The 17,334-nt window shown below is 60.5% G+C and carries 15 protein-coding genes; 11 read left to right on the top strand and 4 right to left on the bottom strand.

Going from position 1 to position 17,334, the window contains the following annotated elements; all coding sequences use genetic code 11:
* Positions 1-212: 212 nt before the first annotated feature.
* Complete coding sequence (flgA, locus tag C1X29_RS15215; protein ID WP_102688146.1) at positions 213-974, bottom strand: flagellar basal body P-ring formation chaperone FlgA; 762 nt, start codon at positions 972-974, stop codon at positions 213-215.
* Positions 975-1,056: 82 nt separating this feature from the next.
* Between flgA and C1X29_RS15210 the strand changes: the two genes are divergently transcribed.
* The 6 genes from C1X29_RS15210 to flgE all read left to right on the top strand — a co-directional run bounded on the left by C1X29_RS15210 (position 1,057) and on the right by flgE (position 6,048).
* Complete coding sequence (locus C1X29_RS15210) at positions 1,057-1,989, top strand: chemotaxis protein CheV (protein WP_007960326.1); 933 nt, start codon at positions 1,057-1,059, stop codon at positions 1,987-1,989.
* Between the two features lie 47 nt (positions 1,990-2,036).
* Positions 2,037-2,864 carry a protein-glutamate O-methyltransferase CheR gene (cheR, locus tag C1X29_RS15205; protein ID WP_007960327.1) on the top strand — a complete coding sequence of 276 codons (828 nt, stop codon included), beginning with the start codon at positions 2,037-2,039 and terminating at the stop codon, positions 2,862-2,864.
* Positions 2,865-3,105: 241 nt separating this feature from the next.
* A complete protein-coding gene (flgB, locus tag C1X29_RS15200; protein ID WP_007960328.1) occupies positions 3,106-3,513 on the top strand; it encodes a flagellar basal body rod protein FlgB in 408 nt (135 codons plus the stop codon).
* A gap of 3 nt (positions 3,514-3,516) precedes the next feature.
* On the top strand, positions 3,517-3,960 hold the full coding sequence (gene flgC, locus C1X29_RS15195) for a flagellar basal body rod protein FlgC (RefSeq protein ID WP_007960329.1): 444 nt from the start codon (positions 3,517-3,519) through the stop codon (positions 3,958-3,960).
* A gap of 15 nt (positions 3,961-3,975) precedes the next feature.
* Positions 3,976-4,704 carry a flagellar hook assembly protein FlgD gene (gene flgD / locus C1X29_RS15190; protein ID WP_085745111.1) on the top strand — a complete coding sequence of 243 codons (729 nt, stop codon included), beginning with the start codon at positions 3,976-3,978 and terminating at the stop codon, positions 4,702-4,704.
* Between the two features lie 30 nt (positions 4,705-4,734).
* Entirely contained in the window at positions 4,735-6,048 is a 1,314-nt protein-coding gene (gene flgE / locus C1X29_RS15185; RefSeq protein ID WP_085607420.1) for a flagellar hook protein FlgE, read from the top strand.
* Between the two features lie 729 nt (positions 6,049-6,777).
* On the opposite strand, the gene C1X29_RS15180 is transcribed toward flgE, so the two are convergent.
* A complete protein-coding gene (locus C1X29_RS15180) occupies positions 6,778-9,672 on the bottom strand; it encodes a ribonucleoside-diphosphate reductase subunit alpha (RefSeq protein WP_085745109.1) in 2,895 nt (964 codons plus the stop codon).
* A 736-nt stretch (positions 9,673-10,408) separates the two neighbouring features.
* Between C1X29_RS15180 and C1X29_RS15175 the strand changes: the two genes are divergently transcribed.
* Positions 10,409-11,131 (top strand): response regulator, encoded by a 723-nt coding sequence (locus C1X29_RS15175; protein WP_085745108.1) that lies wholly within the window; start codon positions 10,409-10,411, stop codon positions 11,129-11,131.
* Positions 11,128-12,738: an ATP-binding protein gene (locus C1X29_RS15170; protein ID WP_007957745.1), complete on the top strand. Its 1,611-nt coding sequence runs from the start codon at positions 11,128-11,130 to the stop codon at positions 12,736-12,738. The genes C1X29_RS15175 and C1X29_RS15170 overlap by 4 nt, the downstream gene beginning before the upstream one ends.
* Positions 12,739-12,744: 6 nt before the next feature.
* Here the strand turns inward: C1X29_RS15170 and C1X29_RS15165 are convergent, their stop codons facing one another.
* Complete coding sequence (locus C1X29_RS15165) at positions 12,745-13,470, bottom strand: 4'-phosphopantetheinyl transferase (protein WP_102717798.1); 726 nt, start codon at positions 13,468-13,470, stop codon at positions 12,745-12,747.
* Between the two features lie 103 nt (positions 13,471-13,573).
* The gene (locus C1X29_RS15160) at positions 13,574-14,365 is read right to left on the bottom strand and encodes a dienelactone hydrolase family protein (RefSeq protein WP_102688145.1); all 792 of its coding nucleotides are present in this window, start codon (positions 14,363-14,365) and stop codon (positions 13,574-13,576) included.
* A gap of 143 nt (positions 14,366-14,508) precedes the next feature.
* On the opposite strand from C1X29_RS15160, the gene C1X29_RS15155 reads away from it, so the two are divergent.
* From C1X29_RS15155 to C1X29_RS15145, 3 genes are all read left to right on the top strand, one after another.
* Positions 14,509-15,114 carry a hypothetical protein gene (locus C1X29_RS15155; RefSeq protein ID WP_007957751.1) on the top strand — a complete coding sequence of 202 codons (606 nt, stop codon included), beginning with the start codon at positions 14,509-14,511 and terminating at the stop codon, positions 15,112-15,114.
* Between the two features lie 104 nt (positions 15,115-15,218).
* Positions 15,219-15,896: a response regulator transcription factor gene (locus C1X29_RS15150; RefSeq protein WP_085745105.1), complete on the top strand. Its 678-nt coding sequence runs from the start codon at positions 15,219-15,221 to the stop codon at positions 15,894-15,896.
* Positions 15,893-17,239, top strand: coding sequence for an ATP-binding protein (locus C1X29_RS15145; protein ID WP_085745104.1), 1,347 nt, complete (start codon positions 15,893-15,895; stop codon positions 17,237-17,239). The genes C1X29_RS15150 and C1X29_RS15145 overlap by 4 nt, the downstream gene beginning before the upstream one ends.
* The last annotated feature ends 95 nt before the right edge of the window (positions 17,240-17,334 follow it).

The raw sequence follows: 17,334 nt of genomic DNA, 5'->3' as shown, positions 1-17,334 counted from the left end.
AACCTCTGGGAATTTGGACGCTTGCCATGTTCTCGGCCATCCCCTGGAAAACTTTAGGCTCATTTAGCAATGAGCTTGCATGCGCCGTTGCAGATCCTGCTGCGGCACAGTTTAGGGAACAGCTCTGGTCAGCGCCAGTTTTCTGCTTGAGTACTCAGAGGCTTTTCAAATATCCGTTCATACAGCCGCTCACATCACCGCTACATGGCCGCTCACATGGCAACTTCCACCTGGCCCGGCGCGATAACCTGCGCCTTGATAACCCGTTGGGAATTGAGGTTTTTCACCCGAATCTGTTCTTTCAGGCCGCCGTTCGACAGGGCTTCGCCCGGCATGCGGACGGCGAGGGTGCCGCTGCGGGCGGTGATCACCACTTGATCGCCCTTGCGAACCACTTCCGCCTGTTCCAGATGCACCAGGGTAATGACTTGATCGGCTACCGTTGGTCGGGTCAATTTTTGTCCGATCGCTTCATCCACCGACGTCAGGAAACCCTGATTGATCGTGCTGACGTCGCGTTCGCGCAACGTCACGTCCTGAGGCTCGATGATGCCGGCGCGTTTGAGTGGTCGCGTGGTGGTCACAATCTCGCGAAACAGGCGGACTTGAGCGGGCACGAACACCGTCCAGGGGGAGGTGCCTTCGCAGCGGACCTTGACCGTGACACGGCCCAGAGGGCGTGCCGGACTCTCCAGTGTCGCTGTCAATTCCTTGTCGCACATAGGCATGCGCATGCGTGGATCGAGCTGGTTGACCTCGATTTCATAACGGCCTTCCGTTTGACTGGTAGCCAGATAGTCTTCTACGGTGAATTCAAGAAAGCCCTGAGTGACGCCGATAAGCATGTCAGGCAAGGTAACCGCATCAGCACCGGCAGGGCTGCCAGCGAAAAAAAGGCAAATGGCGGACATCGCGCAAAGCCCTCTGCGGAGGGGAGATGTCAGGCGTCGGAAAAATGTCGTTTGAGCGTTCATACGAGTTAAAAAGCAAGCGCCGTGCCGTTTAGCAATGAATGTGCGTCGCAACAACACTTGGCGTTGGTGTAGGAGTCTGGGCATGGCTGGTGTAATGGATTCGGTGAACCAGCGCACGCAACTGGTGGGGCAGAATCGCCTGGAGCTGTTGTTGTTCCGTCTCGACGGCCAGCAGCTCTACGGGATCAACGTGTTCAAGGTTCGGGAAGTGCTGCAATGCCCGCAACTGACGCTGATGCCCAAGTCCAGTCCTGTCGTGTGCGGGGTGGCGAATATCCGGGGGGCGACCATTCCGATCCTTGATCTGGCGATGGCGACCGGCTCCGGTGCTTTGAAAGACAAGAACAGTCCGTTCGTGATCATCACGGAATACAACACCAAGACGCAGGGTTTCCTGGTGCGCTCGGTGGAACGTATCGTGAACATGAACTGGGAAGAGATCCATCCGCCGCCCAAGGGCACCGGACGCGATCATTACCTGACCGCTGTGACTCGGGTCGACAATCAGTTAGTCGAAATCATCGACGTCGAGAAGGTGCTGGCGGAAGTTGCGCCGACGCCGGAAGCGATTTCGGTCGGCGTGGTGGATGTCGAGACCCAGAGCAAGGCGTTGTCGCTGCGGGTGCTGACGGTCGATGACTCGTCGGTGGCGCGCAAGCAGGTGACGCGTTGCCTGCAGACGGTCGGCGTCGAAGTGGTGGCGTTGAACGACGGCAAGCAGGCGCTGGATTACCTGCGCAAGCTGGTCGACGAGGGCAAGAAGCCGGAAGAAGAGTTCCTGATGATGATCTCCGACATCGAAATGCCGGAGATGGACGGGTACACCCTGACGGCCGAGATCCGCAGCGACCCTCGCATGCAAAAGCTTCATATCATCCTGCATACTTCGTTGTCGGGTGTGTTCAATCAGGCGATGGTCAAGAAAGTCGGTGCCGATGACTTCCTGGCCAAATTCCGTCCTGATGACCTGGCATCCCGGGTAGTCGACCGGATCAAAGCAGCAGATATCAGCTAAGGGCCTTTTGCCCCTGGCGTTCAACACGATTTAAGAGGCGGCATCATTTGTCTACGGGTAATTTGGATTTCGAACAGTTCCGGGTCTTCCTGGAAAAAGCCTGTGGCATTTTGCTCGGTGAAAACAAGCAGTACCTGGTGTCGAGCCGTCTCAACAAACTGATGGAGCAGCAAGGCATCAAGTCCCTGGGTGAGCTGGTTCAGCGCATCCAGACCCAGCCGCGCAGCGGTTTGCGCGAGCAGGTGGTCGATGCCATGACGACCAACGAAACCCTGTGGTTTCGCGACACCTATCCGTTTGAAGTCTTGAAGAACAAGGTGCTGCCCGAAGCGATCAAGGCCGCTCCCAACCAGCGTCTGCGGATCTGGTCGGCGGCCTGCTCGTCGGGTCAGGAACCCTATTCGCTGTCGATGTCGATCGACGAGTTCGAGCGGACCAACATCGGCCAGTTGAAGATGGGTGTGCAGATCGTTGCCACCGATCTGTCCGGCAGCATGCTGACCAACTGCAAGACCGGCGAGTACGACAGCCTGGCAATCGGTCGCGGTCTGTCCGCCGATCGTCTGCAGCGCTACTTCGACCCGAAAGGGCCGGGGCGCTGGGTGATCAAGGCACCGATCAAGAACCGGGTGGAGTTCCGCTCGTTCAACCTGCTCGACAGCTACGCAAGCCTGGGCAAGTTCGACATCGTGTTCTGCCGCAACGTGCTGATCTACTTCTCCGCCGAGGTGAAGAAGGACATCCTGTTGCGCATCCACAGCACGCTGAAGCCGGGCGGTTATCTGTTCCTTGGCGCTTCCGAGGCGCTGAACGGTCTGCCGGATCATTACCAGATGGTTCAGTGCAGCCCGGGGATCATCTACCAGGCGAAGTGATCAAGACCGGCAACACAAGAAACGGGAGTCCTCAGGGGCTCCCGTTTTTTTATGCCTGAAGGTTTTGCCGGTGGCAGGCGGCGGCAGAAAAGCGGCATCCGGCGGAAACCGGTTGCCGCTTTTCTGGCATTGCCGCGTTGCCGGTTCCGCGCAAAGCCCCGTAATCCGGGGCTTTCTCAAACTGGCACGCCGCTTGCTATAACCCTGTTACGAAAAATCCGGTCACCTGAAGGTTCCCGACATGAGCATCAGCTTCGATAAAGCGCTCGGCATTCACGAAAAGGCTCTGGGCTTCCGCGCCCAGCGTGCCGAAGTGCTGGCCAACAACATCGCCAACGCCGATACCCCGAACTACAAGGCGCGGGATCTGGAGTTCTCCAAAGTGCTCGAAGCACAGAGCCAGAAGAACGCCAACGGCACCATCGCCCTGAACATGACCAACAGCCGTCACATCGAAGCTGAAGGGCTGGGCAATGGCGACGAGTCGCTGATGTATCGCACGCCGATGCAGCCGTCGATCGACCAGAACACCGTGGACGCCCAGCTGGAACAGTCGAACTACGCGGAAAACGCGGTCGGCTTCCAGGCCAGCTTCACCCTGCTCAACAGCAAATTCAAAGGGCTGGTATCAGCCCTGCGCGGAGAGTAATCCATGTCCCTGTCCAGCGTTTTCAACATTGCCGGCAGCGGCATGAGCGCCCAGACCACCCGCCTCAACACCGTGGCTTCGAACATCGCCAACGCCGAGACCGTCTCGTCGAGCATCGATCAGACCTACCGTGCCCGTCACCCGGTATTCGCCACCATGTTCCAGGGCGGCCAGAGCGGCGGCAGCAATTCGCTGTTCCAGAACCAGGATGCTGCGGGCCAGGGCGTGCAGGTCATGGGCGTGGTCGAAGACCAGAGCAACCTCGAAGCGCGCTACGAGCCGAACCATCCGGCAGCCGACGCAAAGGGCTACGTCTACTACCCGAACGTCAACGTGGTGGAAGAAATGGCTGACATGATTTCCGCGAGCCGGTCGTTCCAGACCAACGCCGAAATGATGAACACCGCCAAGACCATGATGCAGAAGGTACTGACCCTCGGTCAGTAATAAGGGGCGACTGCCATGAGTGTTACCGATACCACCAGCAGCCTGACGATGAACGACATACTGGCCAACTCTTCGAAGAAGACCAGTAGCACGACCACCGGCGGCATCGCTTCGGCCACCAACAGCTCGACCGGCGGCCAGGCCCTGGGCAAGGACGCGTTCCTGCAACTGCTGGTAACCCAGCTGAAGAACCAGAACCCGCTCGACCCGCAGGACAACAGCGCATTCGTTGCCCAGTTGGCGCAGTTCAGCAGCCTTGAGGGGATCACCACCCTCAACAGCACCGTCAGCTCGCTGGCCGGCAACTACAACTCGTCGCAAGCCCTGCAGGCTTCGTCGCTGGTCGGCCGCAACGTGATCGTGCAGACCAACTCGGTACAGCTCGACGATCCGAGCAAAGGCATGACCGGTTCGGTCACCGTTCCGTCGTCGATTGCCGGCGGCACCGTCTCCATCACCGACAGCAGCGGCACCGTTGTTCGCACCATCGACCTGGGCAGCCGCGCCGCCGGCAATGCGAGCTTCACATGGGACGGCAAGGACAAGGACGGCAACCTGGTGAAAACCGGTACCTACACCGTCAAGGCGAACGCCTCGATCAACGGTACCTCGACCGATATGGCGACCTACCTGCCAGCCACGGTCACCAGCGTGACGATCAGCCAGACCGGTGGCGAGCTGATGCTCAACCTGTCCGGCAAGGGCACCGTTGCCCTGTCCAAAGTACAAACCATTGGTATATAGAGCCGACTAACCGGCACAAAGGAGTGGAATATGTCTTTCAATATCGGCCTTAGCGGTCTCTATGCAGCCAACAAGCAACTGGACGTGACCGGCAACAACATCGCCAACGTTGCGACCGCCGGTTTCAAATCGTCCCGTGCAGAATTCGAAGACGTCTACTCGGCCACTCGCCTGGGTAGCGGCAGCAAGGTCATCGGCAACGGTGTGCGCCTGGCCAACGTTTCCCAGCAGTTCACCCAAGGCGACATCAACAACACCGGCAACGTGCTGGACATGGGCATCAACGGTTCGGGCTTCTTCACCCTGAGCAACAACGGCTCGATCTCCTACACCCGTGCCGGTACGTTCAAGGTCGACAAGGACGGCTTCATCACCAACACCGACTACACCTCGCGTCTGCAAGGCTATGGTGTGGACTCCAACGGCAAGGTCATCAACGGCGTGTTGACCGACCTGAAGATCGACACCTCGAACCTCGCGCCGAAGTCCACCTCGCTGGTGACCTCGACCATCAACCTGAACTCGACCGCTCCGGTGATCGACGACACAGTGGCGGCCGGCAAGTTCGACCCTAGCAAGACCGAGACCTACACCAAGTCGTTCAGCACCCCGATCTATGACAGCCAGGGTAACTCCCACGTCATGGACCAATACATGGTGAAAACCGGTGCCAACACCTGGAAGGTCTACACCCTGGTAGACGGTCGTAACCCGGATGCTACCGGCAGCGATCCGAAAGTCACCGCACCTGTCGCTTCGACCATGACCTTCGACTCCACCGGTCAACTGACTCAGGTCAGCACGCCGCCTGCCGTGATCAGCAGCGACCTGAAACTCACTGGCTGGGTACCGGGTACTGTCACCAACGGCGTGTGGAAGGCCAACGGTGCTTCGGCGAACCCGGCTGGCATCACCATTTCGATGGCCAAGACCACTCAGTTCAACGCTGACACCGCGCGTTCGATCCCGACTCAGGATGGTTACGCGACTGGCCAGATCACCAACCTGACCATCGACGGTACCGGTACGCTGTTTGCCAACTTCAGCAATAACCAGAGCAAGGCCATCGGCCAGGTTGCGCTGGCGAGCTTCACCAACGAGCAGGGTCTGCAGCCGATTGGTGGTACCAGCTGGAAAGAGACTTACGCTTCGGGCATTCCGGGCTACGATGCGCCGGAGACCGGTACGTTGGGTTCGGTTGTTTCGAACTCGCTGGAGGAGTCGAACGTTAACCTGACCAATGAGCTGGTTGATCTGATCAAGGGTCAGAGTAACTATCAGGCGAATGCCAAGACCATTTCGACTCAGAGCACCATTATGCAGACCATTATTCAGATGACCTGATTTCTGGGTTTGGTTTTGTATGGGAGCCCCTCTTTTTGAGGGGCTTTTTTTTGGCTGCGGTTTGGGGTGTTTATCCGTTTCTGCGGGTGTTGCCGCTGGCGGTTTCGCCCTTACGGCGAGTCCCTTTTGCAAACGCCCAAAAGGAACCAAAACGCTGGGCCCCGGCGTTCGGCACCTCGCTTTGGCTCGGTGTTCCTTCGTTACGGGATTCATCCGGGGGCATCGCCTACGGTTTGCTTCGCTGCACCTCCTCTCGATGCATGCGGCTGCGCCGCACGGTCGCTGCGCTTCCACCCCCGGATAAATCCCTCCACTCAGCCTTCCGATGGGGCCGGCACGTCAAAAGCCTTACTCGAGCTAACGCTCATCGTATTGAGTGGTGGAAGCAGGGATGTTTGCTTTAGTTCAACTCGGTCTTTCACGTCGGCGTATCTCTCCCAAACAACTCGGTCAGTCCCCTCTCCCTCGGGAGAGGGTTAGGGTGAGGGGGCTTTGGAGAGGAAGATGCGGGAGTTGAGTTGGATGCGTTTCAAAACCCAAGTTCACATCGGTATTTCACGTCGGCGTATCTCTCCCAAACACCTCGGTCAGTCCCCTCTCCCTCCGGGAGAGGGCTAGGGTGAGGGCGGCTTTTGCTTTTATCGCGGGCAAAAGAAAACCCCCGACAAACCAGAAGTCTGTCGGGGGTTTCTCGGATCAGGCGTTTCGCAACGCCCGATTCAGCTCAGCTTATTGGCAAGCTTCGCAATCCGGCTCGTCGATGGCGCAAGCCTTCGGTACTGGAGCCGGGCCGGCAGGGGCTGCCAGGACCGAGTCGTCGCCGTGGTTGCCGCCGCTGGATACAGCGTTCAGCTTGCCGGTGTTGATGGTCGACTTCTCGGTGCTGGTCGCGGCCAGGGCGCGGAGGTAGTAGGTGGTTTTCAGACCACGGTACCAGGCCATGCGGTAGGTCACGTCCAGCTTCTTGCCCGATGCGCCGGCGATGTACAGGTTCAGCGACTGGGCCTGGTCGATCCACTTCTGACGACGGCTGGCGGCGTCAACGATCCACTTGGTGTCCACTTCGAATGCGGTCGCGTAGAGCTCTTTGAGTTCTTGCGGGATGCGCTCGATCTGCTGAACCGAACCGTCGTAGTACTTCAGGTCGTTGATCATGACCGAGTCCCACAGACCGCGAGCCTTCAGGTCGCGAACCAGGTAGGGGTTGATCACGGTGAATTCGCCCGACAGGTTCGATTTCACATACAGGTTCTGGTAGGTCGGTTCGATCGACTGCGATACGCCGGTGATGTTGGCGATGGTCGCGGTCGGTGCGATGGCCATGATGTTCGAGTTGCGGATGCCTTTCTGTACACGGGCGCGAACCGGTGCCCAGTCCAGGGATTCGGTCAGGTCGACGTCGATGTACTTCTGGCCGCGTGCTTCGATCAGGATCTGTTGCGAATCCAGCGGCAGTACGCCTTTGGACCACAGCGAACCCTGGAACGTCTCGTACGAGCCGCGCTCGTCGGCCAGGTCGCAGGAAGCCTGGATCGCGTAGTAGCTGACCGCTTCCATCGACTTGTCGGCGAACTCGACGGCAGCGTCGGAACCGTAAGGGATGTGCTGCAGGTACAGCGCGTCCTGGAAGCCCATGATGCCCAGGCCGACCGGACGGTGACGGAAGTTGGAGTTCTTCGCCTGCGGTACCGAGTAGTAGTTGATGTCGATCACGTTGTCGAGCATGCGCACGGCGACGTCGATGGTGCGCTTGAGCTTGGCGGTGTCCAGCTTGCCGTCGACGATGTGGTTCGGCAGGTTGATCGAGCCCAGGTTGCAGACCGCGATCTCGTCCTTGTTGGTGTTCAAGGTGATCTCGGTGCACAGGTTCGAGCTGTGAACAACGCCGACGTGCTGCTGCGGGCTACGCAGGTTGCACGGGTCTTTGAAAGTCAGCCATGGGTGGCCGGTTTCGAACAGCATCGACAGCATCTTGCGCCACAGGTCTTTGGCCTGGATGGTCTTGAACAGCTTAACCTTGCCCGGGTACTCGGTCAGGGCTTCGTAGTACTCGTAGCGCTCTTCGAAGGCCTTGCCGGTCAGGTCGTGCAGATCCGGTACTTCGGACGGCGAGAACAGGGTCCATTTGCCGTCATCGAAGACGCGCTTCATGAACAGGTCAGGGATCCAGTTGGCGGTGTTCATGTCGTGGGTACGACGACGGTCATCACCGGTGTTCTTGCGCAGCTCGATGAACTCTTCGATGTCCATGTGCCAGGTTTCCAGGTAGGCACAGACAGCGCCTTTGCGCTTGCCACCCTGGTTAACGGCGACGGCGGTGTCGTTCACCACTTTCAGGAACGGAACCACGCCTTGCGACTTGCCGTTGGTGCCCTTGATGTACGAACCCAGTGCACGCACCGGCGTCCAGTCGTTGCCCAGACCGCCGGCGAATTTCGACAGCATGGCGTTGTCGTGGATCGCGTGGTAGATGCCCGACAGGTCATCCGGCACGGTGGTCAGGTAGCAGCTCGACAGCTGTGGACGCAGGGTACCGGCGTTGAACAGGGTCGGGGTCGAAGCCATGTAGTCGAACGAGGACAGCAGGTTGTAGAACTCGATCGCACGGTCTTCTTTCTGCTTCTCTTCGATCGCCAGCCCCATGGCCACGCGCATGAAGAAGATCTGCGGCAGTTCGAAACGCACGCCATCCTTGTGGATGAAGTAACGGTCGTACAGGGTCTGCAGGCCCAGGTAGGTGAATTGCTGGTCGCGCTCGTGGTTGATCGCCTTGCCCAGTTTTTCCAGGTCGAAGGAGGCCAGAACAGGGTTCAGCAGTTCGAACTCGATACCTTTGGCGACGTAGGCCGGCAGTGCCTTGGCGTACAGGTCGGCCATCTCGTGGTGAGTGGCGCTCTCGGCCACGCCCAGGAAGCCCAGGCCTTCGGCACGCAGGGTGTCCATCAGCAGGCGGGCGGTCACGAACGAGTAGTTCGGCTCGCGCTCGACCAGGGTACGCGCGGTCATCACCAGAGCGGTGTTGACGTCGTTCAGGGCCACGCCGTCGTACAGGTTCTTCAGGGTTTCGCGCTGGATCAGGTCGCCGTCGACTTCAGCCAGACCTTCGCAGGCTTCGGTGACGATGGTGTTCAGGCGACCCATGTCCAGTGGCGCGAGAGTGCCGTCGGCGCGGGTGATGCGGATCGACGGGTGCGCCTGTACCGGTGCTTCGGCGGTGGTGCGAACGGCGCGTTCCTTGGAACGGGCATCACGGTAGATCACGTAGTCGCGAGCCACTTTCTGCTCGCCGGCACGCATCAGGGCCAGTTCGACCTGGTCCTGGATTTCTTCGATGTGGATGGTGCCGCCCGACGGCATGCGACGCTTGAAGGTCGCGGTGACCTGTTCGGTCAGGCGGGCAACGGTGTCGTGGATTCGCGACGAAGCGGCAGCGGTGCCGCCCTCAACTGCGAGAAACGCTTTGGTGATAGCGACGGTGATCTTGTCATCGGTGTAAGGAACGACAGTGCCATTACGCTTGATCACGCGCAGTTGGCCAGGCGCGGTGGCAGCCAGATCCGAATTCGAATCGGCGGCCTGCGGCAAGGTGCCCTGCGGGTTCTCGCGAGTTGTGTCGGTTTGCATGGGGGGTGATCTCCACATTCTCTATGTTTGTTTGGGCACCATCATGGTGCTCACCGTTCTGGTCCGAAGCACTACAACCGACGGGTGTCGGGCATAACAACTTCGGACCAGTAGGAAAAAGGCTAATGACGCCGCATCCTTGCCGAAGTTTTCGGCCGCGAGCCAAGGCTCGAGCCGGATTACTTCCAGGGTGGCAGTAACGACTGCAACACCCGTACCGTTCCGGTCGTTGCCAACCTGAAAAACGGTGCCATCCGCAAGTGCGGTTTGGGCTTTGAAAAACTTGCTTGGTTCAACCGGAAACTGGCAATAAAGCACTTGAGTTTCAGGTCCGAAATGTGGTTGGGCTCTTGAATGGAAAACCCTATATGTAGGGTCTGTCCTCGCGCCGTGCTACAAGATAATGCGTTTCGAGGGGGCTTGCAACGTACGAGCTGTGGATAAACCTGTGCGTAAATTGTGTAAGAAACCAGGAATTCCCGTGTAGGCCGCTAACCTGCTGAGCTAGACCGTTTGTCACTGTTTTTCAGTCGGGAAAAACGCTTCAGCGGATTTTTAAGGGCGCGAACCCTATCACAAAAATCCGCCTTGTCCGAACGCATTTACCGACTTGTGTTCTGGCTGTACGCCGTTTATACAATCGGGCCATGCGCACGCATTCTTATCCTCCTTAAAGATGACAAAAAGACGGGAGGATCCTTCCTTTATAAGCAGCATCGGCAAGCAGAGGTCACCCGTGGAGCAAGAAGCCTGGCAGGTATTGATAGTCGAGGACGACCAGCGTCTGGCCGAACTGACCCGTGAATACCTGCAAGCCAACGGATTGCGCGTGGAGATCGAAGGCAACGGTGCGCTGGCGGCGGCGCGGATCATCAAGGAACAGCCGGACCTGGTGATCCTCGACCTGATGCTCCCCGGCGAAGACGGCCTGAGCATCTGCCGCAAGGTGCGTGACCGTTACGACGGCCCGATCCTGATGCTCACCGCGCGCACCGATGACGCCGACCAGATCCTCGGGCTCGACTTGGGTGCCGACGACTACGTCTGCAAACCGGTGCGCCCGCGACTGTTGCTGGCGCGTATCCAGGCGCTGCTGCGACGCAGTGACACACCGGAGGCGCCAGCGGGCAATCCGCGTCGTCTGCAGTTCGGTCCGCTGGTGGTGGACAACGCCTTGCGCGAAGCCTGGCTCAGTGACAGCGGCATCGAGCTGACCAGCGCCGAATTCGATCTGCTCTGGCTGCTGGTATCCAACGCCGGGCGGATCCTGTCCCGGGAAGAAATCTTCACCGCACTGCGCGGCATTGGCTACGACGGCCAGGACCGCTCGATCGATGTACGCATCTCGCGCATCCGCCCGAAAATCGGCGACGACCCCGATCACCCGCGCCTGATCAAGACCGTGCGCAGCAAAGGTTATCTGTTCGTGCCGGAAGCCTGCGTAGAACTGCCGCTGTGAATTCGATCTTCCTGCGCATCTATGGCGGCATGTGCGCGGCGCTGATTCTGGTGGCGGTGCTCGGCGTGCTGGCGCTGCACCTGCTCAACCAGGTGCGCAGCGAGCAATACCGCGAGCGTCTGGCCCACGGCACGTTTTCGCTGATGGCCGACAACCTGCAACCGATGAATGAAACCGAGCGCCATCGCGCCTTGCTGGTGTGGGAGCGGCTGCTCGGGATTCCGCTGGCGCTGAAGACCTTTGCCCAGACCGATCTCGATCTGACCCAGCGCACTCGGGTGCAGCGCGGCCAGGCGCTGGTCGAACAGACCGGCCCGCACGCGGCCAAGGTCTATCGGCTGGTCAGTGACAAGGATCAACTGGTGCTGGTGGGCGAGGTGCAGCAGATCAGCGAGCAACTGGCCCGGGCGACCATCTACCTGTTGGCCGATGAGCTGGTGCGGGTGCCCGTGGGCGAACAGCCCAAACGACTGGCGCAGTTGAAAGAAGACAAAGGCTTCGGCTTCGATTTGCGGCTGGTCACCGTCAGCGATGCCGACATGGACGAAGACCAGAGTCGTCGAGTGTCCGAAGGCGATACGGTGATGGCGCTGGGCAAGGGCGGCGATTCGATCCGGGTGTTCGCCGGCATGGTCGGCACGCCGTGGGTGCTGGAAATCGGGCCGCTGTATCAGATGAATCCGTACCCGCCGGAATGGCTGGTTTTGATCGCCGCTCTCGGCCTGACCCTGATCGGCCTGATCGTCTATTTATTGGTGCGTCAGCTCGAACGGCGTTTGCGCGGGCTCGAAGCTGCCGCCACGCGCATCGCCAAAGGCAGTCTGGAAACTCGCGTTCCGGCCCGGGGTGCCGACTCGGTGGGCAAGCTGGCGGCGGCGTTCAACGGCATGGCCGAGCACTTGCAGCAGTTGCTGGCCATCCAGCGTGAACTGGTGCGCGCGGTGTCCCACGAATTGCGCACGCCGGTGGCGCGCCTGCGTTTCGGCCTGGAGATGATCGGCTCGGCCACCACCCCGCAGGCGCTGGAGAAATACCGCGAGGGTATGGACCACGACATCGAGGACCTCGACAAGCTGGTCGACGAAATGCTCACGTACGCCCGGCTGGAGCAGGGCTCGCCGGCGCTGACCTTCCAGCGCATCGACCTGGATGCACTGGTCAATCAGGTGATCGAAGAGCTGGCGCCTCTGCGCGCCGAAGTCACGGTACAGCGCGGTTTGTGCCTGTCGGCGGCGGATTGCGATGACGCCTGGGTCGAGGCCGAGCCGCGTTACCTGCACCGTGCCTTGCAGAATCTGGTGAGCAACGCCATGCGCCATGCACGCTCGAAGGTCACGGTCAGTTATCAGGTCGGGCAGATGCGTTGCCGGGTGGATGTCGAGGACGACGGCCCCGGCGTGCCGGAAACCGCTTGGGAGAAAATCTTCACGCCGTTCCTGCGCCTGGACGACAGCCGCACCCGAGCGTCCGGCGGGCACGGGCTGGGCCTGTCGATCGTGCGGCGGATCATCCACTGGCACGACGGCCGGGCGCTGATCGGCAAGAGCAAGAGTCTGGGCGGAGCGTGCTTCAGCCTGAGCTGGCCGAGGAATCAGGAGCGGCGCTGAAGCCGCTTACGCCTGGATGCTGACCAGGCTCAGCAACTGCCCGTCCTGCACGCCGAATTGCGCATCGAGCTCCGTGCCGTTGCGCCATTCACTGGACAGATCCGTCAGCAACCGCAGCCGCACCTGACCCTGTTCATTCCACTCCAGAACCTCGGCGTGTTCGAAGTAGAAGCGCTGCTGCACGATCGGGTACAGCGCCTTGAACAGGCTTTCTTTCACCGAAAAGGTCAGGGTCACCCAGAGCGCGATCTGATCCCGGGAGCCGGCGGCCATGCGCTGCATTTCCGGCGGGGTCAGGATCTCTCCAGCCAGCCGCTCGGCGCGTTCGGCGTTGAGCAGGTTTTCCAGGTCCATGCCCAGCCCGCGCCAGTGCTGTTTGTTGGCGACAATCGCCGCCGCACGGCCGGTGCTGTGGGTGATCGAGCCGCAGATGTGTGCCGGCCAAATCGGCGCGCGATCCTCGCCGATCGCCGGAACAGTGCTTGAGCCTTCCAGCTGCTGCAACGCCGCCCGTGCACAAATCCGCCCGGCAAGGAATTCCGCCTGCCGCTTCGCCACCGAACGCTGAATGCTCGGCGGCGACTCGATGGCGCTGCGGCGGAAGTCATCACCGAGCAATTGCGACGGATCGAAATGGGTGCTCAGCAGCACGGTGTCGGGCAATACCGTCGGCAGCGGCCAATGGGCATCGAGCGGGGTGCAGCAGGCGGGGAGGAAAGGGCTGGCAGTCATGTCGGCATTTTGCCGGGTTGTCCTCCGGCTGGATAGTGCCGACATGATCGTTCCCACGCGGAGCGTGGGAACGATCAGCATCAGCGTGAGGGGGCGACCGGGTTCAGCCAAAAATCTTCTTGAAGAACGCCTGCATGTCCGCCCAGGATTTTTCATCGGCGGCCTTGTTGTAGCCGATATCCGGGCCACCGTGATCGCCGTGGCTCAGGCGATCCGCGTCGGGATTGCTGAACCCGTGCTTGGCACCGTCGAGGCTGACGAATTGATAGTCGGCGCCGGCCTTGTCCATTTCCGACTTGAACGCCGCGACGTTGTCCGGCGTGACCATGCTGTCCAGCGCGCCGTGTTCGACGAGGACTTTCGCCTTCACGCTGCCCGGCGTAGCCGGAGTCTTGGTGGCCAGCGCACCGTGGAAGCTCACCACACCGGCCAGCGGCACCCCCTGACGCGCCGCATTCAGCACCACGCCACCGCCGAAGCAGTAACCGATGGCGGCGATTTTATCCTTGTCGGTCTGTGGCTGTTTCTTCAACAGATCCAGCCCGGCCTGAAAGCGCTTGCTGGCCGCATCGGCGTTTTGCGTGGCGGCTTGCATGAACGCCATTGCGTCTTTCGGGTGCTCGGTGTTCTTGCCTTCACCGTACATGTCGATGGCCAGCGCGCTGTAGCCGAGCCCGGCGAGATCCCGGGCGCGGCGCTTGGCGTAGTCGTTCAGGCCCCACCACTCATGCACCACCACCACGCCGGGGCGCGGGCCCTTTATTGCATCGTCGTAGGCGTAGTAACCGATCAGCTTGGTGCCGTCAGCACTCTGATAGGGGATTTCCTCGGTCTTGATCGCAGCCTGGCTGAGGCCGCTAAAGACAAGGAGGGCGAGGGTTAGAAGCAGGCGCATGATCGGGTCTCCGGACAATAAAGTGGTCAAAACAGCCTAGTTCATTTCATTCAGGCCAGGTTCAGAGAGCGTTCAGGGGCGGTACAGGGGAGGGTCAGTAACCTTGCGCCATACCCAAACAGCACTGTGAAAGAGGAAACTCCATGACTCGTTTAAATAAACTGCTGCTGGCTTTTACCGTAATGAGCGCCAGTATCGCGGCCCACGCCGACACCACCACCAACTTCGCCGGCCTGACCTTTGGCCAGACCAGCGACAAGATCAAAAAATCCAACGCCCTGAACGACAACCTCGGCCATCCGGATGCCACCGCGGCCATCGACGGCAACAACACCTACGGCCTGCGCCTGGGTCAGCAAAACAGCCAGGGTCGCTACTACGCCACCTACGACAACGTGTCCGGCTCGCACAATGGCATTAAACTGCGCCAGGAAAACCTGCTGGGCAGCTACGATCTGTTTTACCCGGTGGGTAGCAGCACCAAGCTGTTCGGCGGTGCCACGGCCGGTCTGACCAAGTTGACCCAGGATTCGCCGAGCTACAGCCGTGACAGCGACATCGGTTACGCCGTCGGCGGCCAGTTCGGTGTGTTGCAGCAAGTCTCGCAGAACACCTCGGTCGAACTCGGTTACCGTTACCTGCGCAGCAACGCCAGCACTGAGATGAAAGAGAGCGGCGGCAGCAAGCAAGGCTCGCTGGATTTGACCAGCAGCGCCCAGACTTACCTGTCGGCCAACTACGCTTTCTAAGCGATTGGCGTCAGGCCCGCGCCGGGTCGTCCTTCGAGGGGCGACCCGGCGCAGCCATGTGAGGCGAAAGCCTTTGGAGTTGTCGATTTACCCGGGAGAGCGTCATGAAACTGTTGGTCGTCGAAGATGAAGCGCTGTTGCGCCATCACCTGCAAACCCGCCTGACGGAGAGCGGTCACGTGGTCGAGTCCGTGGCCAATGCCGAAGAGGCGTTGTACCAGACCGGGCAATTCAACTTTGACCTGGCGGTGATCGACCTTGGACTGCCGGGCATGAGTGGCCTCGACCTGATCCGCCAGCTGCGCTCGGGCGCCAAGACGTTTCCGATCCTGATCCTCACCGCGCGCGGCAACTGGCAGGACAAGGTCGAAGGTCTGGCAGCCGGGGCTGACGATTATCTGGTCAAGCCGTTCCAGTTCGAAGAACTCGAAGCGCGGCTCAATGCGTTGCTGCGCCGCTCCAGCGGTTTCACTCAGTCGACCATCGTCGCCGGCCCGCTGTTGCTGGACCTCAATCGCAAGCAGGCGACCCTCGACGAGCAACCGCTGGCGCTGACCGCCTACGAGTACCGGATCCTCGAATACCTCATGCGCCATCACCAGCAGGTGGTGCCCAAGGATCGGTTGATGGAGCAGTTGTACCCGGATGACGACGAGCGCGATCCAAACGTGATCGAAGTGCTGGTCGGCCGTTTGCGCCGCAAGCTCGAAGGCCCGGCCGGATTCAAGCCGATCGACACCGTGCGCGGCCTCGGTTACCTGTTCAATGAGCGCTGCACTTGATCCGTTCCCTTCGCGTCCGGCTGATGCTTGCCGCCACGACCCTGGCGGTGTTGTTCATGCTCGCGTTGCTCCCGGCGATGCAGGGCGCGTTCAGCCTGGCGCTGCAGGACTCGATCGAACAGCGGCTGGCGTCCGACGTCACCACGCTGATCTCCGCCGCGCGGGTTGAAAACAACCGCCTGATGATGCCGGCACAGTTGCCCGACGAGCGCTTCAACCTCACGGACAATCGCCTGCTCGGCTACATCTATGACCGCGAAGGGCATCTGGTCTGGCGCTCGAAGGGCACCCAGGAAGAGAAGATCAACTACACGCCGCGCTACGACGGCCTCGGCAACGAGTTCGCGCGGATCCGTGAAGCCAACGGCCAGGAATTCTTCGTCTACGACGTCGAAGTCAAACTGCTTGGCGGCAAAAGTGCAGCCTTCAGTATCGTGGCCCTGCAACCGGTGCGCGAATACGAAACCACCCTCGAAGGCCTGCGGGAAAATCTCTACCTCGGTTTTGGCGCGGCATTGCTGGTGCTGCTGGCGCTGCTGTGGATCGGCCTGACCTGGGGCCTGAAAGCCTTGCGCCGGCTCAGTCAGGAACTCGACGAAATCGAAGGCGGAACCCTCGAAAGCCTCAGCGAACAGCACCCGCGTGAACTGCTGCGCCTGACCGGTTCCCTCAACCGCTTGCTGCACAGCGAACGCCAGCAGCGCAGCCGGTACCGCGATTCCCTCGACGATCTGGCCCACAGCCTGAAAACCCCGCTGGCGGTATTGCAAGGCGTCAGCGAAGACATGGCCCAGCGCCCCGAAGACCGCGATCAGGCGTGGGTGCTGCAAACCCAGATCGAACGCATGAGCCAGCAGATCGGCTATCAGTTGCAACGCGCCAGCCTGCGCAAAAGCGGTCTGGTGCGCCATCAGGTGCGCCTGCGCCCGGTGCTGCAAAGCCTGTGCGACACGCTGGACAAGGTCTACCGCGACAAACACGTGCGCGTCGCCTTCGATCTGCCGGAGCACTGTTACGTGCCGATCGAGCAGGGCGCCTTGCTGGAAATGATGGGCAACCTGCTGGAAAACGCCTATCGCCTGTGTCTGGGCGAAGTGCGCATCAGCGTGCGCGAAAGCCATTCCGGAATGGAGCTGTGCATCGAAGACGACGGCCCCGGCGTACCACCGGATCAGCGCGCACGGATTCTCGAACGCGGCGAACGCCTGGATCGCCAGCACCCGGGGCAGGGGATCGGGCTGGCGGTGGTCAAGGACATCATCGAGAGCTACAGCGCCAAGCTGACCCTGGGCGATTCGCCGATGGGCGGGGCGGCGTTCAGGATTCATTTTCCTGCGGTGTGAAAACGATCGGCCCTCACCCTAACCCTCTCCCAGAGGGAGAGGGAACTGATCGAAGTGTCTCTAGAAAATGATCGACCTGAGCGATTTGCATCGAA

This window comes from Pseudomonas sp. GW456-12-10-14-LB2, from assembly GCF_002884345.1.
In the GTDB taxonomy this organism is placed as follows: domain Bacteria; phylum Pseudomonadota; class Gammaproteobacteria; order Pseudomonadales; family Pseudomonadaceae; genus Aquipseudomonas; species Aquipseudomonas paraglycinae.
Note: the sequence above shows the minus strand (reverse complement) of the source record. Positions and strands in the feature narration are given on the sequence as shown.